The following is a 17,799-nucleotide window of genomic DNA, read 5'->3' on the forward strand; positions in this document are numbered from 1 at the left end:
TTAGAATTCATTGAACTTCAAGCGCCAAGTCACCGAACTTCGTCCAACCGACGAGGCAAGTCACTTTGTAAAGAAGGAACGTGATGACAGCCGGTAGGATAACGCCGGTGCCGACGAAGACGAGAAACGCTTCCATACCCTGTGCGGCAAGGATATTGAGCGGGGCGATCATTGAGTTCAAGCCGAGCCCGGCAATCTCATACGGCACCTCGAGTGAGAACCAAAGCGTCGCGATCGGAGCGCTGATCATGGCGGCGATGAACGGTGGCATGACGACCCGTGGGTTTTTAACGACGTTCGGGAACTGGACTTTCGGTGTGACGAAAAATGATGCGACCAAGCCGCCTGGATCGGTTTGGCGGTAAGCCATGAGCGTGAAGCCTACGAATTGGGCGGTGCAGCCGATCAAGGCGGCGGCACTTGCGACCGGGTCGAGCTGAAGTGCGATCGCCAGCGCGGCCGATGAGGCAGGTGACATGAGCATGACGCTGAAGACGAGGGCGATGACGAGTGACGTTGCGATCGGTGATGTGTTGACCGACGAAGTGATGCTCGCGCTGATCGAGTTGATGAGCGGTGTCGTGACGGCAGCTGCGCCGACACCGACGATGCCTCCGCCGAGCACGGCCGTGACCGGGACGACCATCATATCGAACTTCGTCTTACCGAGGACACGTTTGCCTAACCAGACGGCCGCCGCTGCGGCAATCAAAGCGCTGATCGGTTGACCGGGGACGAGGACAAGCCCGCTCTCCGTCGCTTGAAGGGCCGCGCCCCCGACGGTCGCCGCAATCATCGAACTGAACAAGATGAGCGTGTTGCCGCCGAGCTGATAGGCGACTCCGGCACCGAGCGCCGGGGCGAGCAGTGACTTCGCAACTTGTCCGATCAAGACGAGCGTCTCGATTCCGGCCATCTTACCGATCGTTTCAATCAAGAGTCCGACCCCGAGTGTGACGAGGACGGCGCTAGCCATCCCTGCTGATATTTTGATCATCCGATCCATTGCGTACTGTTTCACTTCCATCATCTCCTCTATATGTGTTACTCCAATAAAAAAACCTATCCTGATTGGATAGGCGCGTCGGTCATACCATGAGCGCCTCGTCCGAAACCATCGAAACAAGGGCCCAAAAATTCGTCTCGGTCAGCGAGTCGATTTTTCAGTCCCTCAGTCGAATAATAATCAGTAGGCCGTTATGTAATGGTGTACGCATCGTCGCCAGCTCCTCTGTTCAAGATTTTTCTAAGAGTAACACGATATTTTTCAATAATCAATATTTTCTGAAAACTTTCTGAAAAATATTTTTTCCACAGACAAAAACAGAGACCCGCTTCCGTTTAAGGAAGTGAGTCTCTGTTTAACGGTATAGACTTAAGACGTACTGGCTGCCAGTAAACCGACTTGTTGATCGATGAAGTCCATTGAAATGGAATTGAACGTATCGGGTTGATCGACGTTGACGACATGCCCCGAATCGTGGACGACTTGGACGTGTGCCGTCGGTTGATGCTTCGCCGTTCGTTCGACGGCCTCAAGGAACATGTAATCCTCGTCGCCCATAATGTAGAGGATGGGGACGGATGTTTGGATTGAAGTGAAGTGACGCAGCAGCGGATTCATGTTTTCCGTCATCTTGAACCAACGGATGAACTCGCGTTGGCACAAATTGGCCGCGTCGCGCACGAACATCATCCGCGATTTTTTATGCCGTTTCTTCGGCAACAAGATCCAAGCGAATAGTTGATACAGCCACATGTAAGGCACGAAACTTTGCATGAGGCTGCCGAGCCGGATGAGCAAGGTCGAGCGGACATTGAACTTGACGATCGCACCACCTAAGACGACAGAAGCGATGCGGTCGGGGTGATGCTCGAACATCGCTTGGATGACGATCGTCCCGAGCGATAGCCCGACCATATGACCTTTTTCAATATTTAAATGGTTCATCACTTCGACGACGTCTTCGACGACGACATCGAGTGTGTAGGCGTTGAGTGGTTGATTCAAAGATTGTTCTTCGTTATATGAGCCGCCATGACCGCGGAGGTCGAGCAGCAAGACGTTATATTTCTTTCGAAATGGACGAATTTGACGATACCAGTGAGATAGACTCCCGCCTGCGCCATGTATGAAGATGACCCAAGGATGGTCGTCGCTTAATGTGTACGTTTTATAATGCAACATGAACGCTATCCCCCAAAAGTTTTTAAGTTCATTGAACCATAAAACAAATATAACATATCTTTGAAGTGAGAACTATCGTTTCTGCTCGCATAAACGCATTGCTTTTTTCGTGTTCGCGAAGTGAACTTTAGCGATATCGTTCAAACGTTCCTGACCGTAGCGAAGGATCAAGGTAGCGGCCACTTGATCGACTTTCGCTCCGGCCCCTTTCGGTAACGTGGCACCGAGCGTCGCGCTCAATTTGTCCATCTCTTTCAAGAAAAAAGCGCGGGCGAGGATCGAGGCGGCGGCGACGGCGACGTGGAGGCCTTCCGCTTTCGTCGAGAAGTAGACATCGTCTTTGACGATATCGGTCTCAGAACTCAAATGTCTGTAGTAGACGGCTTTTTCGGCGAACTGGTCGATTAGAATCGCTTCTGGCGTCTCGTCTAACTTTTTCAAGAGCGCCGACAACGCCGCGTTGTGGGCGATCGCGGTCATCTTCCCTTGCGTCATCGTCCGTTGCATTTTGTTGTACGTCGGGTTGTGCAGCGTCGCTTTCTGGTAGGGAATCGTGACGTGCAAATCTTTAGCGATGCGTAAAATATCTTTATCGGTAAGCAATTTAGAATCTTTGACGCCGAGTTCTTTGACGAGGGCAATCTTTTCCTTCGGGACGTAGGCGGCGGCGACGACGAGCGGACCGAAATAATCGCCTTTCCCGACTTCATCGCTCCCGATGACGGACCAATCGGAAAAACCGGCCGGTAACGTATGTTTTGGAACGGACGTTTCCTTTTTGATGGAATCTCCCCATTTGGCCGCCTCTTCATTCGCAGCCCGACCTTGAAACATGACTTTTCCCGAATTGTACACGGTGATCACACAGTGGGGCATCTTGGCACTGAAGCGAGCGTGTGGTGGCGGATTGACCGCGTGAGCGCGATAGCTCTGGATTAATTGTTCTTGAGCCGCGGTCGATAGTTTGATGACTTGATTGCCCAAAGTGAGCACTTCCTTTCTTAACGTTCGCAAATTTATCTTACATTTTTTTCGCGCATTTTGAAACCAATGATTCAATTGATACGTATGAATGAGTGAGTAGAAAAGAAGTGAGGTGAGACGGAGATGTGGTGGCGCGATGACACGGACCAAGATGAGGCAGAGTTCCTCTATAAACATATTCTCGAGCTCGAGGCCAGGATCGCCAAACTGGTTGCCCATCAAGTCAGGGTGCGTCGCCTGCTGATGCAAGAGTCGTCGGAGGCGGCGACAGAGCAGATTATTACGTTACAGGGCGAAGTCGATCACTATTTAAAACTACTGCGTCAGGAACGGCTCGAAGAGGTTGACCGGTATGATCGGTTAAACCTTGAACGAACGCTTGGTCGCGTGCGGAAGGCGGTACAGTATCCGACCCGGCCGTTATCGGAATGGGATACGATTGAACAGGCGCTCGCACTTGAAGTCGAACATTTGCGACGTGTGCTCGCATATGAACAACAGCGCCGCACCGAGGAGGGATGGTAATGGAATCGTTAGATCAACTGTACTGGTGGGTACTCATCATTGCCGGTCTCGGTACATTTTTATACATGCTGTTCTCGGACGCGTTCGATTTCTTCGAAGGCTGGTTCAATCCGGCCGTCATCCTCTCTTTCCTGGCGCTCGGGGCAGGGATCGGGTTAATCTTGAACGCGCTCGCCCATGTGTCGCCGATGATCGGTCTCGCGGTGGCGCTCGCCGGCTCATTCGCGCTCACGACGTTACTATACTTGTTCGTCCTCCTACCGCTGTCAAATGCGGAAGAGTCGATTGGTATGACTGATGAGTCGCTCGTCGGATTGGTCGGGCGATTGACCGTCCCCGTCCCGGAAGGCGGTTACGGTGAAGTGCTCGTCGAGTCGGTCGTCGGTTCGATTTTGAAGACGGCACAAAGTATTGACGGGAAAGCGATTCCGAGTGATCGTCGAGTCGTCATCATCGAAGTACAACGAAATATCGCGGTCGTCATGGAATATGACGAACCCACTATTCGAAAGGAGCAATAATGTATGGACACAACCATTTTAGTCAGTATTATCGTCGGGGTGATTTTGCTCGCCTTGATCTTCGTGTTTGTCTTGAAATATCGTACAGTCGGACCGGATGAGGCGCTCATCGTCACCGGGAGCTACTTAGGTAAAAAGAACGTCCACAGTGACGCTTCCGGTAACCGCGTCAAAATCATTCGCGGCGGCGGGGCGTTCGTCTTGCCAGTATTCCAACAAGCGGAACCGCTCAGTTTGCTCTCGAGCAAGCTCGAAGTAACGACGCCTGAAGTATATACCGAGCAAGGAGTCCCGGTCATGGCTGACGGGACGGCCATCATTAAAATCGGTGGCTCGATCAGTGAGATTGCGACAGCGGCCGAACAATTCCTCGGCAAACCGAAAATCGAGCGTGAGAACGAGGCGAAAGAAGTGCTCGAGGGTCACCTTCGTTCAATCCTCGGTTCGATGACAGTCGAAGAGATTTATAAAAACCGCGACAAGTTCTCGCAAGAAGTGCAACGTGTCGCCTCGCAAGATTTAGCGAAGATGGGCCTCGTCATCGTCTCGTTCACGATTAAAGACGTACGGGATAAGAACGGATACCTCGAGTCGCTCGGGAAGCCACGGATCGCCCAAGTAAAACGTGACGCCGACATCGCCACGGCTGAAGCGGATAAAGAAACGCGCATCAAACAAGCGGAAGCGATGAAGGACGCGAGGAAAGCGGAGCTTGAACGAAACTCTGAAATCGCAGAAGCGGAAAAAGAGAACCAACTCCGCATCGCCGACTACCGCCGCGAGCAAGATGTCGCTAAAGCACGGGCTGACCAATCGTACGAGCTTGAAGAAGCCAAGGCCAAACAAGAAGTCACAGAGCAACAGATGCAAGTTCAAATCATCGAGCGTCAAAAGCAAATCGAGCTCGAAGAGAAAGAAATCATGCGTCGTGAAAAGCAATATGATTCAGAAGTGAAGAAAAAAGCCGACGCCGACCGCTATGCGATTGAACAGGCTGCGGAAGCTGATAAAGCGCGTCAAATCGCCGCAGCAGATGCCGGGAAGTACCGCATCGAGGCCGAGGCGAAAGCCGATGCCGAACGCGTCCGTCTCGCTGGTGTCGCCGAAGCCGATGCTGAACGGGCGAAAGGGGAAGCAGAGGCTGATATTATTCGTCTTACTGGTCTCGCCGAAGCCGAAGCGAAACAAAAGATCGCCGAGGCGTTCGAACAGTACGGTCAAGCCGCCATTCTCGACATGGTCGTCAAGATGCTTCCTGACTACGCGAAGCAAATTGCGGCACCGCTCGGTAACATCGACCAAATCACGGTCGTCGATACGGGTAGTGGTAAAGACGGGGGAGCCGGGAAAGTCACGGGTTACGCGACTGATTTGATGGCTTCACTGCAGCAGACGCTCAAAGCGTCGTCTGGCATCGATATGAAAGACTTGCTTGATAATTTTGCCGGAAAAGGCAATGTGCCGACCTCACCGACTGCTGAACGGAAGTTGACGGAAACGACCGTCGCGGCGTCAGAAGAATAAGTTGAATCAACAAGGCTGCAGGCAATCGTCTGCAGCCTTGTTTGTCGTGACGTCGTTCAAATTATTGCCCTAAGTTTTAAAAGGTTTGACTTCAAACCCGGTGTAAATCAGACGATACATGAGATGTCAGACCATTAGAGAGAGGAAGTACATGTTATGAACAAAACAATTATAATCGGCGCATTGACGACTTGTATCGTTTGGCTATCCGGGTGTCAGTCTGTCATCGATCAGCCCGAACAGACGGTCGAACCTCGCCAATCGATGGGTGTCGTCCTGTCTGACGTTGGTCTCGGGGACCAATCGTTCAGTGACGCTGCGATGCGTGGCATGGGGCAGTTACGAGAGACGGGAGATTGGTTCGTCGATTATCGAGAATTGGACGAGACTGAAACATACAAAGCAGGATTTGAGCAATTGGTCGAAGGTGGACACGATGTGGTCGTCGGTCTCGGTTTCGCGAGTCAAACCGATCTAGAAACGGTGGCTTCAAAGCACCCAGATCAACAATTTGCCTTAGTCGACGCGGTATCGACGTTACCAAACGTCATCTCGGTCACGTTCGAAGAGACAGAAGGCAGCGCGTTGGCCGGTGCGGTCGCGGGACTTGAAACCGAGTCCGATAAAATCGGATTCATCGGAGGAGTCGACAACGAGTTGATCCAGAAATTTGGAACCGGGTTCGAGTTAGGGGCGAAAAGCGTGAACAAGGACGTTGAAATGATCGTCGACTACGCGAATGATTTCGCCTCGCCTGAGATTGGACGGAAATTGGCGGAAAAACAGATTGCCGCAGGGGCCGACGTGCTTTACGCTGCGGCCGGTCTGACCGGTGTCGGTGTACTCGAGACGGCTGAAAGAAACGGGATCAAGGCGATCGGCGTCGACAGCGATCAATCGATGATCGCACCCGATGCGGTCATCACGTCGATGTTAAAGCAAGTCGACTTGGCCATCGTCAAGATCGCGGACAGTCTTCAAACAGAAGCAATCAACGACCATATCGAACTCGGAATCGAAGAGGGCGGTATCGGGCTAGCAGCGCTGCGCCGTGTGCAATGGACCGATGAAGAGACAGAGCAGTTTGAAGCGGTTCAGAAACGGTTGCTGGAGGGGACGTTACAATGACTTTACGCAAACGCTTTATCTTCTCGACCGTATTCACGGTCTTACTCATCGTCTTGATGATGAGTTATGTATTGACGACGTTGAACCGGTTGCAGACGTACAATGAGCAATACGGAACCCAGATGATCGAGTTATCTCAACTCGAGACGTCACTTTTGCAAGAACAATCCCTTTGGACGTCGCTCGGTGAACAGATGAGTCAATCGACAACGCAGCTCGAGCGGATTCGTGCCACGAACACGGAGACGTTCCAAGAGATGAATCAAACCTATTTGATCGATGAGTTTTCAACTCACCTTGACCGAGCCACAGCCAAATATGAGCGCATTGGAGCAAATATTGAAACGGCTCAAGCAGGCGGCATTGCTGCCCGGATTCAAGCGGCGAAACTAGAAGGGGTCTTGAACGACGTGAACACGTTGTTGTTAAAAAACGGAACGTTTTACGAGGCGTTGCAAAAAGAAGCGGCCGACGAGACGAAGCGCCTGTTCCTCGTCTCAATTTTGTTGACGGTGTTCGTCGTCACGGTGTTAAGCCTGTACAACTTCTTCTTCGCCCGCTCGATCACACTTCCGCTCGAACGGAACGTGAAAGCAGCCGAGGCGATCGCGGCCGGGCACTTGATCACGTTGCCGGATTCAACGCGACGCGATGAGATCGGCCGACTAGAACGCGCCATGCGAGATATGACGGCGTCGCTTCAAACCGTGATCGGCTCGATCCGGGTCACGTCGGTCAAAGTGAATGAGATGACAGAGACGGCCGCCGCTGAAAATGAAGCAGTCGCGAGTACGACGTCAAACATCACGAACGCGGTCGATGAGATGGCGAACGGGGCCCAATCGATCGCGACTGAACTTCAAGAGACGCTCGAGTCGGTCGGGATCATGGCGACATCGTTCGAGACGAGCTTGAACCAGACGAAACAAACGACCGAAGAGACGACCGAGATGACGCGCGAAGTGGCGGCCGGAATCGAGACGTTGACGGATCAAGAACATATTCTACGGCGCTCGAGCGAGCGGAATCAATCGCTCGTCGAACGGATGGACCAGTTCGCGAGAAAAACAGAAGAAATCGAGAAGATGGCAAAACTTGTCGAAGACGTTGCCGCCCAGACGAATTTACTTGCCTTGAACGCCGCGATTGAAGCCGCACGAGCCGGTGAGGCCGGGCGAGGTTTTGCTGTCGTCGCAAGTGAAGTGAAGAAATTGGCTGAGGAGAGTAATGTGGCGACGCGTTCGATCTTCGGGGTCGTCCAAACGATTCGAGACGAGGTCGGCAATTTGACAGACATGGTCGAAGAGTCGAGCCACGAGCAAACGGCGCAACTTCAAGCATTCGGACTGACGAAGCAAGCGTTCACACGCATCCATGATCGGACCGATCACGTGGCCTCGTTCGTGGGCACGATCGAACAAGAAATGGTCGCTTCGAGCCGTGAAGTCACGAACGTGTTGAAACGCGTCGAAGAAGTGAGTGGTGTGACCGAAGAATTAGCAGCCGGTAACGAAGAAGTCGCCGCCTCGATGAAAGAGCAACAGGCAAGCTTTGATCAAATCTTTGCCTTGATGCAAGAGCTAGAAGGACAAGCCGCCTCACTGGCGAGCCAAGTTCAACATTTTGAAGAGCAATGAGACAAGTTGAAGAGCAAAGAGACAAGTTTCGGCTTGTCTCTTTTTTGCGTTCCGATACGCCATCGATCCGTGGGTGAACGGTCAAGCATTGCGACCGCATCTAGCAACTAGGACTTGAGCGTGAGCCGGCTATTTCTCGCATACTAATGAAGAGACATTCGTTTATGTGGGGGGAACGATATGGAGAAGTGGAAACGGTATGTCGTCGCGTTGCTCGTCATCTTGTTCGTCGGTGTCGGCTATATGTTTTATTCGAAAGAGCCGGAAACGACGATGGTCGAGGAGTTTACGACGGTGGAGGAAGCAGAGGCGGGCCCGGTGACAGAAGTTGTCGTCTACGTCACGGGAGCGGTCGAAGCGCCCGACACGTATACGATGCCGCAAGGGGCTAGAGTCGGGGACGTCTTGTCTCTCGCCGTGTTGACGGACGAAGCTGACCCTGAACAGCTGAATTTAGCCCAATTGCTCGTAGACGGCACGAAAATCACGGTACCGAAACAAGGAGAGGCCGTTGCAGTCCCGGAAACCGATACGACGAACGGCATTCACGTCAACAGTGCGACGAAAGAAGAGTTGATGACCGTCCCCGGGATCGGTCCGGCCAAAGCGGACGCTATTTTGAACTATTTGAAAGAAAACGGTCCATTTAAATCGTACGACGAGCTCGGGAACGTCAAAGGGTTCGGTGAGAAAACGCTCGAGAGCATGGAAGGCTATTTGTTGGTCCCGTGATATGCCGATCTATCCATTGATCCCGATTGGTCTATTCATTGCTTGGAAGTCCGGGGCTTTTGGTGTCGTGCTCTTGTTCGGGCTAGCCTTGTTCCTGACGTGGCGTCGGCAAACGATCTACACACATGTCGGTGCGATCTCACTCGTTTTCCTAGTCCTGTTACAAAGTTCTGACCCGGCGGTACATGAAGCCGGGGACTCAGTCTTTGCGATCGAGAGCCGACGCGACAACGGTCAATCGGTTCGACTCTATGGTGAATCGAACGGGATGTCTGGGGTCTTGATCGGGCGCGACGTCGAGCTCGGGCGGCCGGGTGAGACGTGTCTCGTCACGTTCGAACCAGTCCCTTTTTCACCGCTTCGAAATACAGGAGGTTTTGACGAGGCGAAATGGGCGCACGGGGCTGGATTGTCTTTTAAAGGGAAGGATGTCCATGTCGAGCGGTGTCGACCGAGTGACGGATTAAATGGGCGCATGCTGCGCTGGAAAGAACGTCAGCTCGAACGGATCGAAGCGTCGCACCGTCCGGACGTGGCGCTTTACATGGAGGCGTTACTGTTTGGCGAGAGCCGTCTGCTCGACGAGGAGACATCGTTCTCCTATCGCGTGACGGGTCTGCTTCATTTGCTCGTCATTTCCGGGTCCCACATCGCCTTGCTCGTGTTTGCGCTCAGATGGGTGTTTCGTCCGTTGCCGCTTCATCGGGAGACGAAACTTGGTCTCGTCATCGTCTGCGTGACCGCATTCGGTTGGCTGACCGGTTTTTCGCCGCCGGTGGCACGAGCCGTGCTTGTCGCTGATGTCGTGCTCGTCTTGTCGCTATTCGGTCAGACGATTCGCGACCCGGTTCGTATGCTCAGTTGGTGTGCGGCAGCCTTGTTAGCCGTTCAACCGTACTTGCTATGGAATCTCGGGTTTCAATTGACAGTCGGTATGACCTTGTTTTTGCTTTTGACACGGTCGATGTGGACAAATCTGTTCAGCGTAGCGCTTTATGCCCAATGGTTCGGTTTAATTTTTTTATGGCAAATCCAGCCGATCATCTCAATCTTTGCTCCGGTGTACAACGTGATTGCCGGATTGTTGATTTCCTGGGCGATCCTTCCGCTTGCACTCGTCACTTATGTGATGCCGCAGTTCGAACCGACGCTCTATCCGATTCTCGACGGTTTGAACGGGATGTTTCAGATGCATCATACGTATCGTCCGTGGGTCCCGTTGCACGACATCACATTTTGGCATGCGGTCTATTTGTTCATGTTGCTCGGGATTGGATTGATTCTATTAGATAAGAGACGAGCGGTCGGATGGGTCATTGCTTCAGCTTCGCTGCTTGCGCTGCACGTCTGGTTAGAATGGTCGGAGGAGCCGCGGGTGACGTTTTTAGACGTCGGGCAAGGGGACGCCATCGTCGTCGAGCAAGCCGGCATCACCGGTGTCATCGATGTCGGCGGCGTGTTTCAACATCCGGACGAGCAGAAACGGTCGACGTTCGACCCGGGTGCCGATGTCGTCGTCCCTTACATATGGAAACGAGGCGAGACCCGACTTGATTTCATTTTGCTGACGCATGCCGACCATGACCATATCGGTGGGCTGACGGGCGTGCTTGATCTGATTCCGGTCGAGGAAGTATGGATCGCGGCGGAAGTGGTCGATGAAACGAAGCGGCGGGCGTTAGTCGACGAGCTCGAACCGTATGACGTGAACGTGCGGTTGTTAGAAGCAGGAGAGCGGCCTTATCCATGGATGTGGGTCGTCACACCGGTTGATGCGGGTGAGGACGAGAATGCGAATTCAGTGTCGGTTTTTATGAAAGTCGGAGACTTGTCCTATTTATTGACGGGTGACTTACCGGAGGCGAACGAGCGGTTGATCCCGACTGTCGACGTCGATGTGTTCAAACTAGGCCATCACGGGGCCGAAACGTCTTCCGGTGCTGACTTGATCGCTCGCATCGATCCAGAGTTTGTGGTCGTCAGCGTCGGCGCCAACAATCGATACGGTCATCCTCATCCAGACACGCTCGCCCGTATTCAGGGAAGGCGGTTGCTGCGGACGGATGAGGACGGGATGGTCGTCTGTGAGCGGGGACGGTGTCAGGGGAGCGTGAGAGGGGCAGTCAGGCCATGAAAACTATGATAAACTAAAAAGCGATTCCTCCCCCGGGGCAATCGCTTTACGACTTAAAGACTTAAAAATTTGATAAGAACACCGATTGCGAAAATCGTGAAGAAAAAGCCGAACGGGACGATGAAGCCGATTGCTGAATCGATGGCATCGTTACGTTTGCACTGCACGTCGTTCTCAAACGGGTTTTCGCTTTGCGGGCGAACCGAGTTAATATGCATAGTGAGTCCCTCCTTAAAATGGTTCCGTTCTAAGTATAGCGAATCAAAGAAGGATAATCTATGTTTAGATAAGAATAAATTGTGAAAGTGGTGTGTGGTTTGAATGAACCGTGGTTGCACAACGGCAAGTTGTCGAACGTATACGTCCTGTACGGGACAGAGAAGTACTTACTCGAGACGTGGGAACGAGAAATCGTCAAGGCGGCCAGTCCGTCTGGCGACAAATTTGACGTCATGCAGCTCGATTTACATGAAACGTCACTCGATACGGCGTTAGACGAAGCTGAAACGGTACCGTTCTTTAGCGACTACCGCACCGTCATCGTCAAACAGGCCCAATTTTTAACCGGCGCCAAAGAAAAACAAAAGCAAAATCTCGAGCGGTTGACCGAGTACGTGTTGCAGCCGGCGCCTTACTCGGTGCTCGTCTTCATCGTTGAAGCGGAAAAACTCGATGAGCGGAAGAAAGTCGTCAAGCGCTTGAAAGAGCGAGCCATCGTCCTCGAGGCGAAGAAGCCGAGCCAAAGCGAGCTCATGCGCTACGTCAATGACGAGCTGAACCGGCGCAGGCAGTCGATGGAGCGTACGACGGTCGAACGCTTGCTATTCCTTTGTCAAGACGACTGGGGCAAGCTCGTCCGGGAACTGGAGAAGCTCCAGCTCTATGCCGGCGACGGAGCCAACATCCCGCTTGAAATCGTCAACGATCTCGTGCCTCGGACGCTAGAGGACAACGTATTCCAACTGTCCGAGTATTTGGTGGGCCGACGGGCCGATTTGGCGTTGCGCCTCGTCCGTGATTTAGAAAAACAAGGCCAAGAACTGATCGGTCTCTTGGCGTTGCTCGCTCGTCAATATCGAAATATGTACCTCGCCAAGCAGTTGACCGAGAAAGGGTACGGCGAGAAGCAAATCGCCTCAAAAATTGGCGCCCACCCTTATACGGTGAAACTGGCGACGCAAGCGAGCCGTAACTTTTCAGAGGCGCAGCTCGCCAAGGCGCTCACGCTCATCGCCGATGCGGACGAAGCGATGAAGACAGGACGGGGCGACAAACAGATCGTGTTTGACACGCTCGTCTGTCAATTAACATTACTGTGAGGTGGTTGTATGTTGCAACAAGTGTTGCTTGAAGAAGTGATCCCGCTCCGGCATGAAGTACTGCGTCCAGGTTTAGCCGTTTCGACGTGTTATTTTGACGGGGATGACGCCGAGTCGACCCGTCACTACGCCTGGGCTGAAAACGGGCGCATCTTATCGATTGCGACGGTGATGCGACAAGACCGGGAGCTGTCTGGCGAACGAGTTTCGTTTCAACTGCGCGGCATGGCCACCGATCCGGCCGTCGCCGGGACAGGTATCGGATCTCGTTTCTTACAGGCGGTCCATCGTGAATTGAACGCTTCTTGGTGGTGTAACGCCCGCGAGGTCGCGGTCCGGTTTTACGAACGCAACGGCCTCGTCATCGTCGGGGATCCGTTCGAAATTGAAGGCATCGGGACACATTACGTCATGCTATACAAAAAAACAGCCGGCTCCTGAACGGAGGCGGCTGTTTCGTTTGTTCTCTAATTAGAGAGCTGCGATACGAGCTGCGAGACGTGATTTGTCACGACCTGCTTTGTTTTGGTGGATGAGACCTTTTGCTGCAGCTTTGTCGATTTTCTTCGTAGCGAGGACGAAAGCTTCTTGAGCTGCTTCTTTGTTTCCTTCGACGACGAGAGTATCGACACGTTTTACTGCTGTACGCATTGCTGCTTTCTCTTGCGAGTTAGCGACGCGACGTTTTTCAGAAGTTTTTGCACGTTTGATTGCTGATTTGATATTTGCCATGTTATTTCACCTCCTGAAACAAGAAAGTGTATGTTCTCATTACTTCAAGTAATCATTCAACAGAACAAGCACAATTGTAGCAAACGGTTATTCGAAAAGCAACCACTTGATGATTATTCTGAAAACTATATGTGGTATTGTTGTAGTAGGTCGTACACATTAACTTAGGATTTTGATATAATGACACGGTATGCATGAGAAGGATAGGTGAACCCATATATGAATAAACAAGAATTAGAGAACCGTCAGAAGAAGATTCGCAACTTTTCCATCATCGCCCACATCGATCATGGCAAGTCGACGCTAGCTGACCGGATTCTCGAGAGAACTGGTGCGCTTACGGCGCGTGAAATGAAAGAACAGACACTTGACGCGATGGATCTCGAACGGGAACGTGGCATCACGATCAAATTGAACGCTGTTAAATTGAACTATACCGCAAAAGATGGAGTTGAGTACATCCTTCATTTGATCGACACGCCTGGACACGTCGACTTCACGTATGAAGTCTCGCGCTCACTCGCAGCGTGTGAAGGTGCGGTCCTCGTCGTTGATGCCGCCCAAGGGATCGAGGCACAGACGCTCGCAAACGTCTACCTCGCACTCGACAACGACCTCGAGATCATCCCGGTCATCAACAAGATCGACTTACCGTCGGCTGACGTCGAACGCGTCCGTCAAGAGATTGAGGACGTGATCGGACTGGACGCCAGTGATGCGGTGCCGGCTTCTGCCAAGGCAGGAATCGGGATTGAAGAAATTCTTGAACAAATCGTAGAGCTTGTGCCGCCGCCGACGGGAGATCCGTCAGCACCGCTTCAGGCTTTGATCTTCGACTCGTATTACGATGCGTATCGTGGCGTCGTCGCCTCGATCCGAGTCGTCAACGGTTCGGTCAAAGTCGGGGATAAAGTTCAAATGATGTCGACCGGTAAATCGTTCGAAGTGACGGATCTTGGTGTCTCGACACCTAAACCGTTATCTGTGAAAGAGTTGAATGTCGGAGACGTTGGTACGCTCTCGGCATCGATTAAAACGGTTGGCGACGTTCGTGTCGGTGATACGATCACGCTCGCTAAAAACCCATCGACCGAGCAACTTCCTGGTTACCGTAAGATGAACCCGATGGTATACTGCGGTCTTTATCCGATTGATGCGGCCAAGTATAACGATTTGCGTGAAGCGCTTGAGCGGCTCCAGTTATCTGATGCGGCACTCGAGTTCGAGCCCGAGACGTCACAAGCGCTCGGATTTGGTTTCCGTAGCGGATTCCTCGGCATGCTTCATATGGAAATCATTCAAGAGCGGATCGAGCGCGAGTTTGGAATTGACTTGATCACGACGGCACCGTCGGTTATCTATCACGTTACGACGACGTCAGGAGACGTCATCCACGTCGATAACCCGTCGAAGATGCCTGAGCAACAAAAAATTGAATTGATCGAAGAGCCATACGTCAAAGCGGCGATCATGACACCGAACGATTACGTCGGCTCGATCATGGAACTTTGTCAGAAGAAACGTGGCAGTTTTATCGATATGGAGTACATCGATACGACCCGTGTTAAAATCACGTACGATATTCCGCTCAGTGAAATCGTCTACGACTTCTTTGATCAATTGAAATCAAGTACGAAAGGCTATGCCTCGCTGGACTATGATTTGATCGGGTATCGTCCGTCACGCCTCGTCAAGATGGATATTCTCCTCAACAACGAGCTCGTCGATGCGCTCAGCTTTATCGTTCACCGCGACTTCGCCTACGAACGTGGGAAAGTCATCGTTGAAAAGTTAAAGGCGCTCATCCCACGGATGCAGTTCGAAGTGCCGATCCAAGCAGCGGTCAGCACGAAAATTGTCGCCCGGTCGACGATCAAGGCGTTACGTAAAAACGTCCTTGCCAAATGTTACGGCGGCGACATCTCGCGGAAACGTAAACTTCTCGAGAAACAAAAAGAAGGTAAAAAACGCATGAAGATGGTTGGATCCGTCGAAGTGCCGCAAGAAGCGTTCATGTCCGTCTTGTCGATGGACGAAGAATGAGTGGTCGCCCTTATCCATGGATAAGGGCGATTTTTTTCATTTGGCAGGATTCGTGACGTCCGGTACGGAATAGTACCCACTTACAGAAAAATAGAGGAGGAGTAGCGGTGACCGTCTATAATTTTTCAGCAGGGCCGAGCGCTTTGCCAAAATCGGTACTACAAGAAGTGCAAGACGAGTTTCTGTCTTATCAAAAAACGGGTGTCTCGATCGTCGAGATGAGCCACCGTTCGGAGCGCTTCATTGCGATTACCGAAGCGCTCGAAGCGAGGCTGCGGAGATTGATGGACATCTCAGACGATTACGCCGTCCTTTGGCTGCAAGGCGGGGCGACGCTCCAGTTCTCGATGATTCCGATGAACTTGCGTACGACAGGGCGTTTCGCTTATCTCGACAGCGGCACGTGGTCGAAAAAAGCGATCGCTGATGCCCGCCACTATGGGGACGTCGCCGTCGTCGGCAGTTCGGCGAGTTCGAACTATCGGGAACTGCCTGACTATGAAGGGGATGGCGAGACCGCCGATTATCTCCATTTGACGCTGAACAATACAATCGAAGGGACACGTTATACGATGCTTCCGGATACAGGCATCCCGCTCGTCGCGGACGTGTCCTCCAATATTTTGGCAGAATCGATCGACGTGAGCCGCTACGGTCTGCTGTACGCAGGCGCCCAAAAAAATATCGGACCGGCCGGGTTAAGCGTCGTCATCATTCGTCGCGACTTGATTGTCGACCGAGATTTGCCGAGTTATTTGAACTACGCCCGTCACACCGACACCGTTTTGAACACACCGGCGACGTTTAGCATGTATGTCGCCGAACGGGTTCTCGCCTGGGTCGAACGGACGGGTGGCGTCGCCGAGATGGAACGGCGAAACCGTGAGAAGAGCGCGCGATTGTATGCTTATTTAGACGGCTCAACGTTGTTCCGGTCGCTCGTCACGGGAGATATCCGTTCATTGACGAATATTCCGTTCACGACGGGACGGGACGAGACGGATCGAGCGTTTCAACAGTTTGCCGAGGAACGTGGATTGATCGAACTTGGTGGCCACCGCTCGGTCGGAGGGCTGCGAGCCAGTCTTTACAACGCGATGCCGCTCGAAGGAGTCGTTCGTCTAGTCGAAGTGATGCAAGCATTTGAACAGGAGGGATACGATGTTTCACATCAAAACATATAATCAAATCGCATCAGCCGGGCTAGAGCGTTTTGAGCCGAGAGAATACGCCGTCAACGCAGTGGAGCAGGCCGATGCCTGGGTCATTCGGAGCCACGACGTTCACGACGCCGAGATTCCCCCGTACTTGCTCGCGATCGCCCGGGCCGGGGCTGGGGTGAACAACATCCCGCTTGAGCGCTTGGCGCGTCAAGGCGTCGTCGTGTTCCATACACCAGGGGCGAACGCGAACGCGGTCAAAGAACTCGTACTCGCGAGCATGCTTTTATCGGTCCGGCCGATCCTTGAAGGCGCGCGTTGGGTGAACGAGCAAACGTTCCCGAGCCAAGCGTTACTTGAGCGGGCGATGGAAGACGAGAAGCGTCGTTTCGTCGGCTCTGAATTACGAGGCAAGAAGGTCGGCATCGTCGGCCTCGGCGCGATCGGGGCGTCGCTCGCGAACGACCTGCTTCAGCTCGGTGTCGACGTCGTCGGGTACGACCCGCATTTATCGGTCGATGAGCGTGGAACGTATCAAAGCAAGTAAAACGAGCCAAGCACTTGGACGATTTGCTCAGAGACGTCGATTTGCTCTCGATCCATATGCCGCTGACGGACGACACACGCAACTTGATCGACGCTAGTTGGTTCAAACGGATGAAGCCTGGGGTGACGTTATTGAACTTCGCCCGTGGCGAGCTCGTGAACGATGCTGATTTGATTGAGGCGTTACAAGATAAAGTGGCGACGTACATTACAGACTTCCCGCAACAGGCGTTACTCGGCCATCCTCAAGTCGTCGCTTTTCCGCATCTTGGGGCTTCGACACGAGAATCCGAAGTGAATTGCGCGATTCAAGCCGTCGATACGCTGAAACTGTATTTAGAGACCGGAAACATCCGGAATTCCGCTAACTTCCCGGACACTGAACTCCCTTACGTCGGCAAGCGACGCTTGGCGGTGCTGCACTTGAACGTCCCGAACATGGTCGGTCAAATTGCGAGCCGGCTCGCCGAGAACGGGATCAACATCGATAACATGGTGAATCGCAGCCGGAACGATGTAGCCTACACGATGATCGACATCGATAACCATAAACAAGAAGAACTGTCCGTGCATGCTTTGTACGACATCGAGGGCGTCATGCGCGTCCGTGAATTTTAAGGAGGGAT

General features: G+C 52.7%; 16 protein-coding genes and 1 pseudogene. 12 read left to right on the forward strand and 5 right to left on the reverse strand.

Annotated elements, in window-relative coordinates; all coding sequences use genetic code 11:
- Positions 1-7: 7 nt before the first annotated feature.
- The 3 genes from KNP77_RS03375 to rnhC form a co-directional block, all read right to left on the reverse strand.
- Positions 8-1,030 carry a PTS sugar transporter subunit IIC gene (locus KNP77_RS03375; RefSeq protein WP_070326959.1) on the reverse strand — a complete coding sequence of 341 codons (1,023 nt, stop codon included), beginning with the start codon at positions 1,028-1,030 and terminating at the stop codon, positions 8-10.
- Between the two features lie 345 nt (positions 1,031-1,375).
- The gene (locus KNP77_RS03380; protein WP_071397801.1) at positions 1,376-2,188 is read right to left on the reverse strand and encodes an alpha/beta fold hydrolase; all 813 of its coding nucleotides are present in this window, start codon (positions 2,186-2,188) and stop codon (positions 1,376-1,378) included.
- Between the two features lie 72 nt (positions 2,189-2,260).
- Positions 2,261-3,172 carry a ribonuclease HIII gene (gene rnhC, locus KNP77_RS03385; RefSeq protein ID WP_214888488.1) on the reverse strand — a complete coding sequence of 304 codons (912 nt, stop codon included), beginning with the start codon at positions 3,170-3,172 and terminating at the stop codon, positions 2,261-2,263.
- 123 nt (positions 3,173-3,295) lie between these two features.
- Between rnhC and KNP77_RS03390 the strand changes: the two genes are divergently transcribed.
- The 7 genes from KNP77_RS03390 (at position 3,296) to KNP77_RS03420 (ending at position 11,373) form a co-directional block, all read left to right on the forward strand.
- Positions 3,296-3,697 carry a hypothetical protein gene (locus tag KNP77_RS03390; RefSeq protein ID WP_070326962.1) on the forward strand — a complete coding sequence of 134 codons (402 nt, stop codon included), beginning with the start codon at positions 3,296-3,298 and terminating at the stop codon, positions 3,695-3,697.
- Entirely contained in the window at positions 3,697-4,218 is a 522-nt protein-coding gene (locus KNP77_RS03395) for an NfeD family membrane protein (RefSeq protein ID WP_083273931.1), read from the forward strand. The genes KNP77_RS03390 and KNP77_RS03395 overlap by 1 nt, the downstream gene beginning before the upstream one ends.
- Before the next feature lie 3 nt (positions 4,219-4,221).
- The gene (locus KNP77_RS03400) at positions 4,222-5,742 is read left to right on the forward strand and encodes a flotillin lipid rafts scaffold protein FloT (RefSeq protein WP_070326964.1); all 1,521 of its coding nucleotides are present in this window, start codon (positions 4,222-4,224) and stop codon (positions 5,740-5,742) included.
- Between the two features lie 156 nt (positions 5,743-5,898).
- Entirely contained in the window at positions 5,899-6,870 is a 972-nt protein-coding gene (locus KNP77_RS03405; protein ID WP_214888502.1) for a BMP family lipoprotein, read from the forward strand.
- Entirely contained in the window at positions 6,867-8,507 is a 1,641-nt protein-coding gene (locus KNP77_RS03410) for a methyl-accepting chemotaxis protein (RefSeq protein WP_214888506.1), read from the forward strand. Before KNP77_RS03405 ends, KNP77_RS03410 begins: the two co-directional genes overlap by 4 nt.
- Before the next feature lie 180 nt (positions 8,508-8,687).
- Positions 8,688-9,239, forward strand: coding sequence for a helix-hairpin-helix domain-containing protein (locus tag KNP77_RS03415; RefSeq protein ID WP_070326967.1), 552 nt, complete (start codon positions 8,688-8,690; stop codon positions 9,237-9,239).
- Position 9,240: 1 nt separating this feature from the next.
- On the forward strand, positions 9,241-11,373 hold the full coding sequence (locus KNP77_RS03420; protein ID WP_214888520.1) for a DNA internalization-related competence protein ComEC/Rec2: 2,133 nt from the start codon (positions 9,241-9,243) through the stop codon (positions 11,371-11,373).
- Positions 11,374-11,426: 53 nt separating this feature from the next.
- On the opposite strand, the gene KNP77_RS03425 is transcribed toward KNP77_RS03420, so the two are convergent.
- Positions 11,427-11,591, reverse strand: a complete 165-nt coding sequence (locus tag KNP77_RS03425; RefSeq protein ID WP_016508105.1) for a YqzM family protein — start codon at positions 11,589-11,591, stop codon at positions 11,427-11,429.
- A gap of 90 nt (positions 11,592-11,681) precedes the next feature.
- Here KNP77_RS03425 and holA point away from each other — a divergent pair, with 90 nt between their 5' ends.
- Complete coding sequence (holA, locus tag KNP77_RS03430; RefSeq protein WP_233589589.1) at positions 11,682-12,692, forward strand: DNA polymerase III subunit delta; 1,011 nt, start codon at positions 11,682-11,684, stop codon at positions 12,690-12,692.
- Between the two features lie 9 nt (positions 12,693-12,701).
- Entirely contained in the window at positions 12,702-13,133 is a 432-nt protein-coding gene (locus KNP77_RS03435; RefSeq protein ID WP_214888523.1) for a GNAT family N-acetyltransferase, read from the forward strand.
- Positions 13,134-13,163: 30 nt separating this feature from the next.
- Here the strand turns inward: KNP77_RS03435 and rpsT are convergent, their stop codons facing one another.
- The gene (gene rpsT / locus KNP77_RS03440; RefSeq protein WP_034778152.1) at positions 13,164-13,424 is read right to left on the reverse strand and encodes a 30S ribosomal protein S20; all 261 of its coding nucleotides are present in this window, start codon (positions 13,422-13,424) and stop codon (positions 13,164-13,166) included.
- 219 nt (positions 13,425-13,643) lie between these two features.
- Here rpsT and lepA point away from each other — a divergent pair, with 219 nt between their 5' ends.
- The 3 genes and pseudogenes from lepA to KNP77_RS16200 all read left to right on the forward strand — a co-directional run bounded on the left by lepA (position 13,644) and on the right by KNP77_RS16200 (position 17,791).
- Entirely contained in the window at positions 13,644-15,467 is a 1,824-nt protein-coding gene (lepA, locus tag KNP77_RS03445) for a translation elongation factor 4 (protein ID WP_214888534.1), read from the forward strand.
- A gap of 107 nt (positions 15,468-15,574) precedes the next feature.
- The gene (gene serC / locus KNP77_RS03450) at positions 15,575-16,651 is read left to right on the forward strand and encodes a 3-phosphoserine/phosphohydroxythreonine transaminase (protein ID WP_214888537.1); all 1,077 of its coding nucleotides are present in this window, start codon (positions 15,575-15,577) and stop codon (positions 16,649-16,651) included.
- Positions 16,629-17,791, forward strand: a pseudogene (locus KNP77_RS16200) (phosphoglycerate dehydrogenase). Before serC ends, KNP77_RS16200 begins: the two are co-directional and overlap by 23 nt.
- Positions 17,792-17,799: the final 8 nt, after the last annotated feature.

The organism is Exiguobacterium sp. s142 (genome assembly GCF_018618455.1).
GTDB lineage: Bacteria > Bacillota > Bacilli > Exiguobacteriales > Exiguobacteriaceae > Exiguobacterium > Exiguobacterium aurantiacum_A.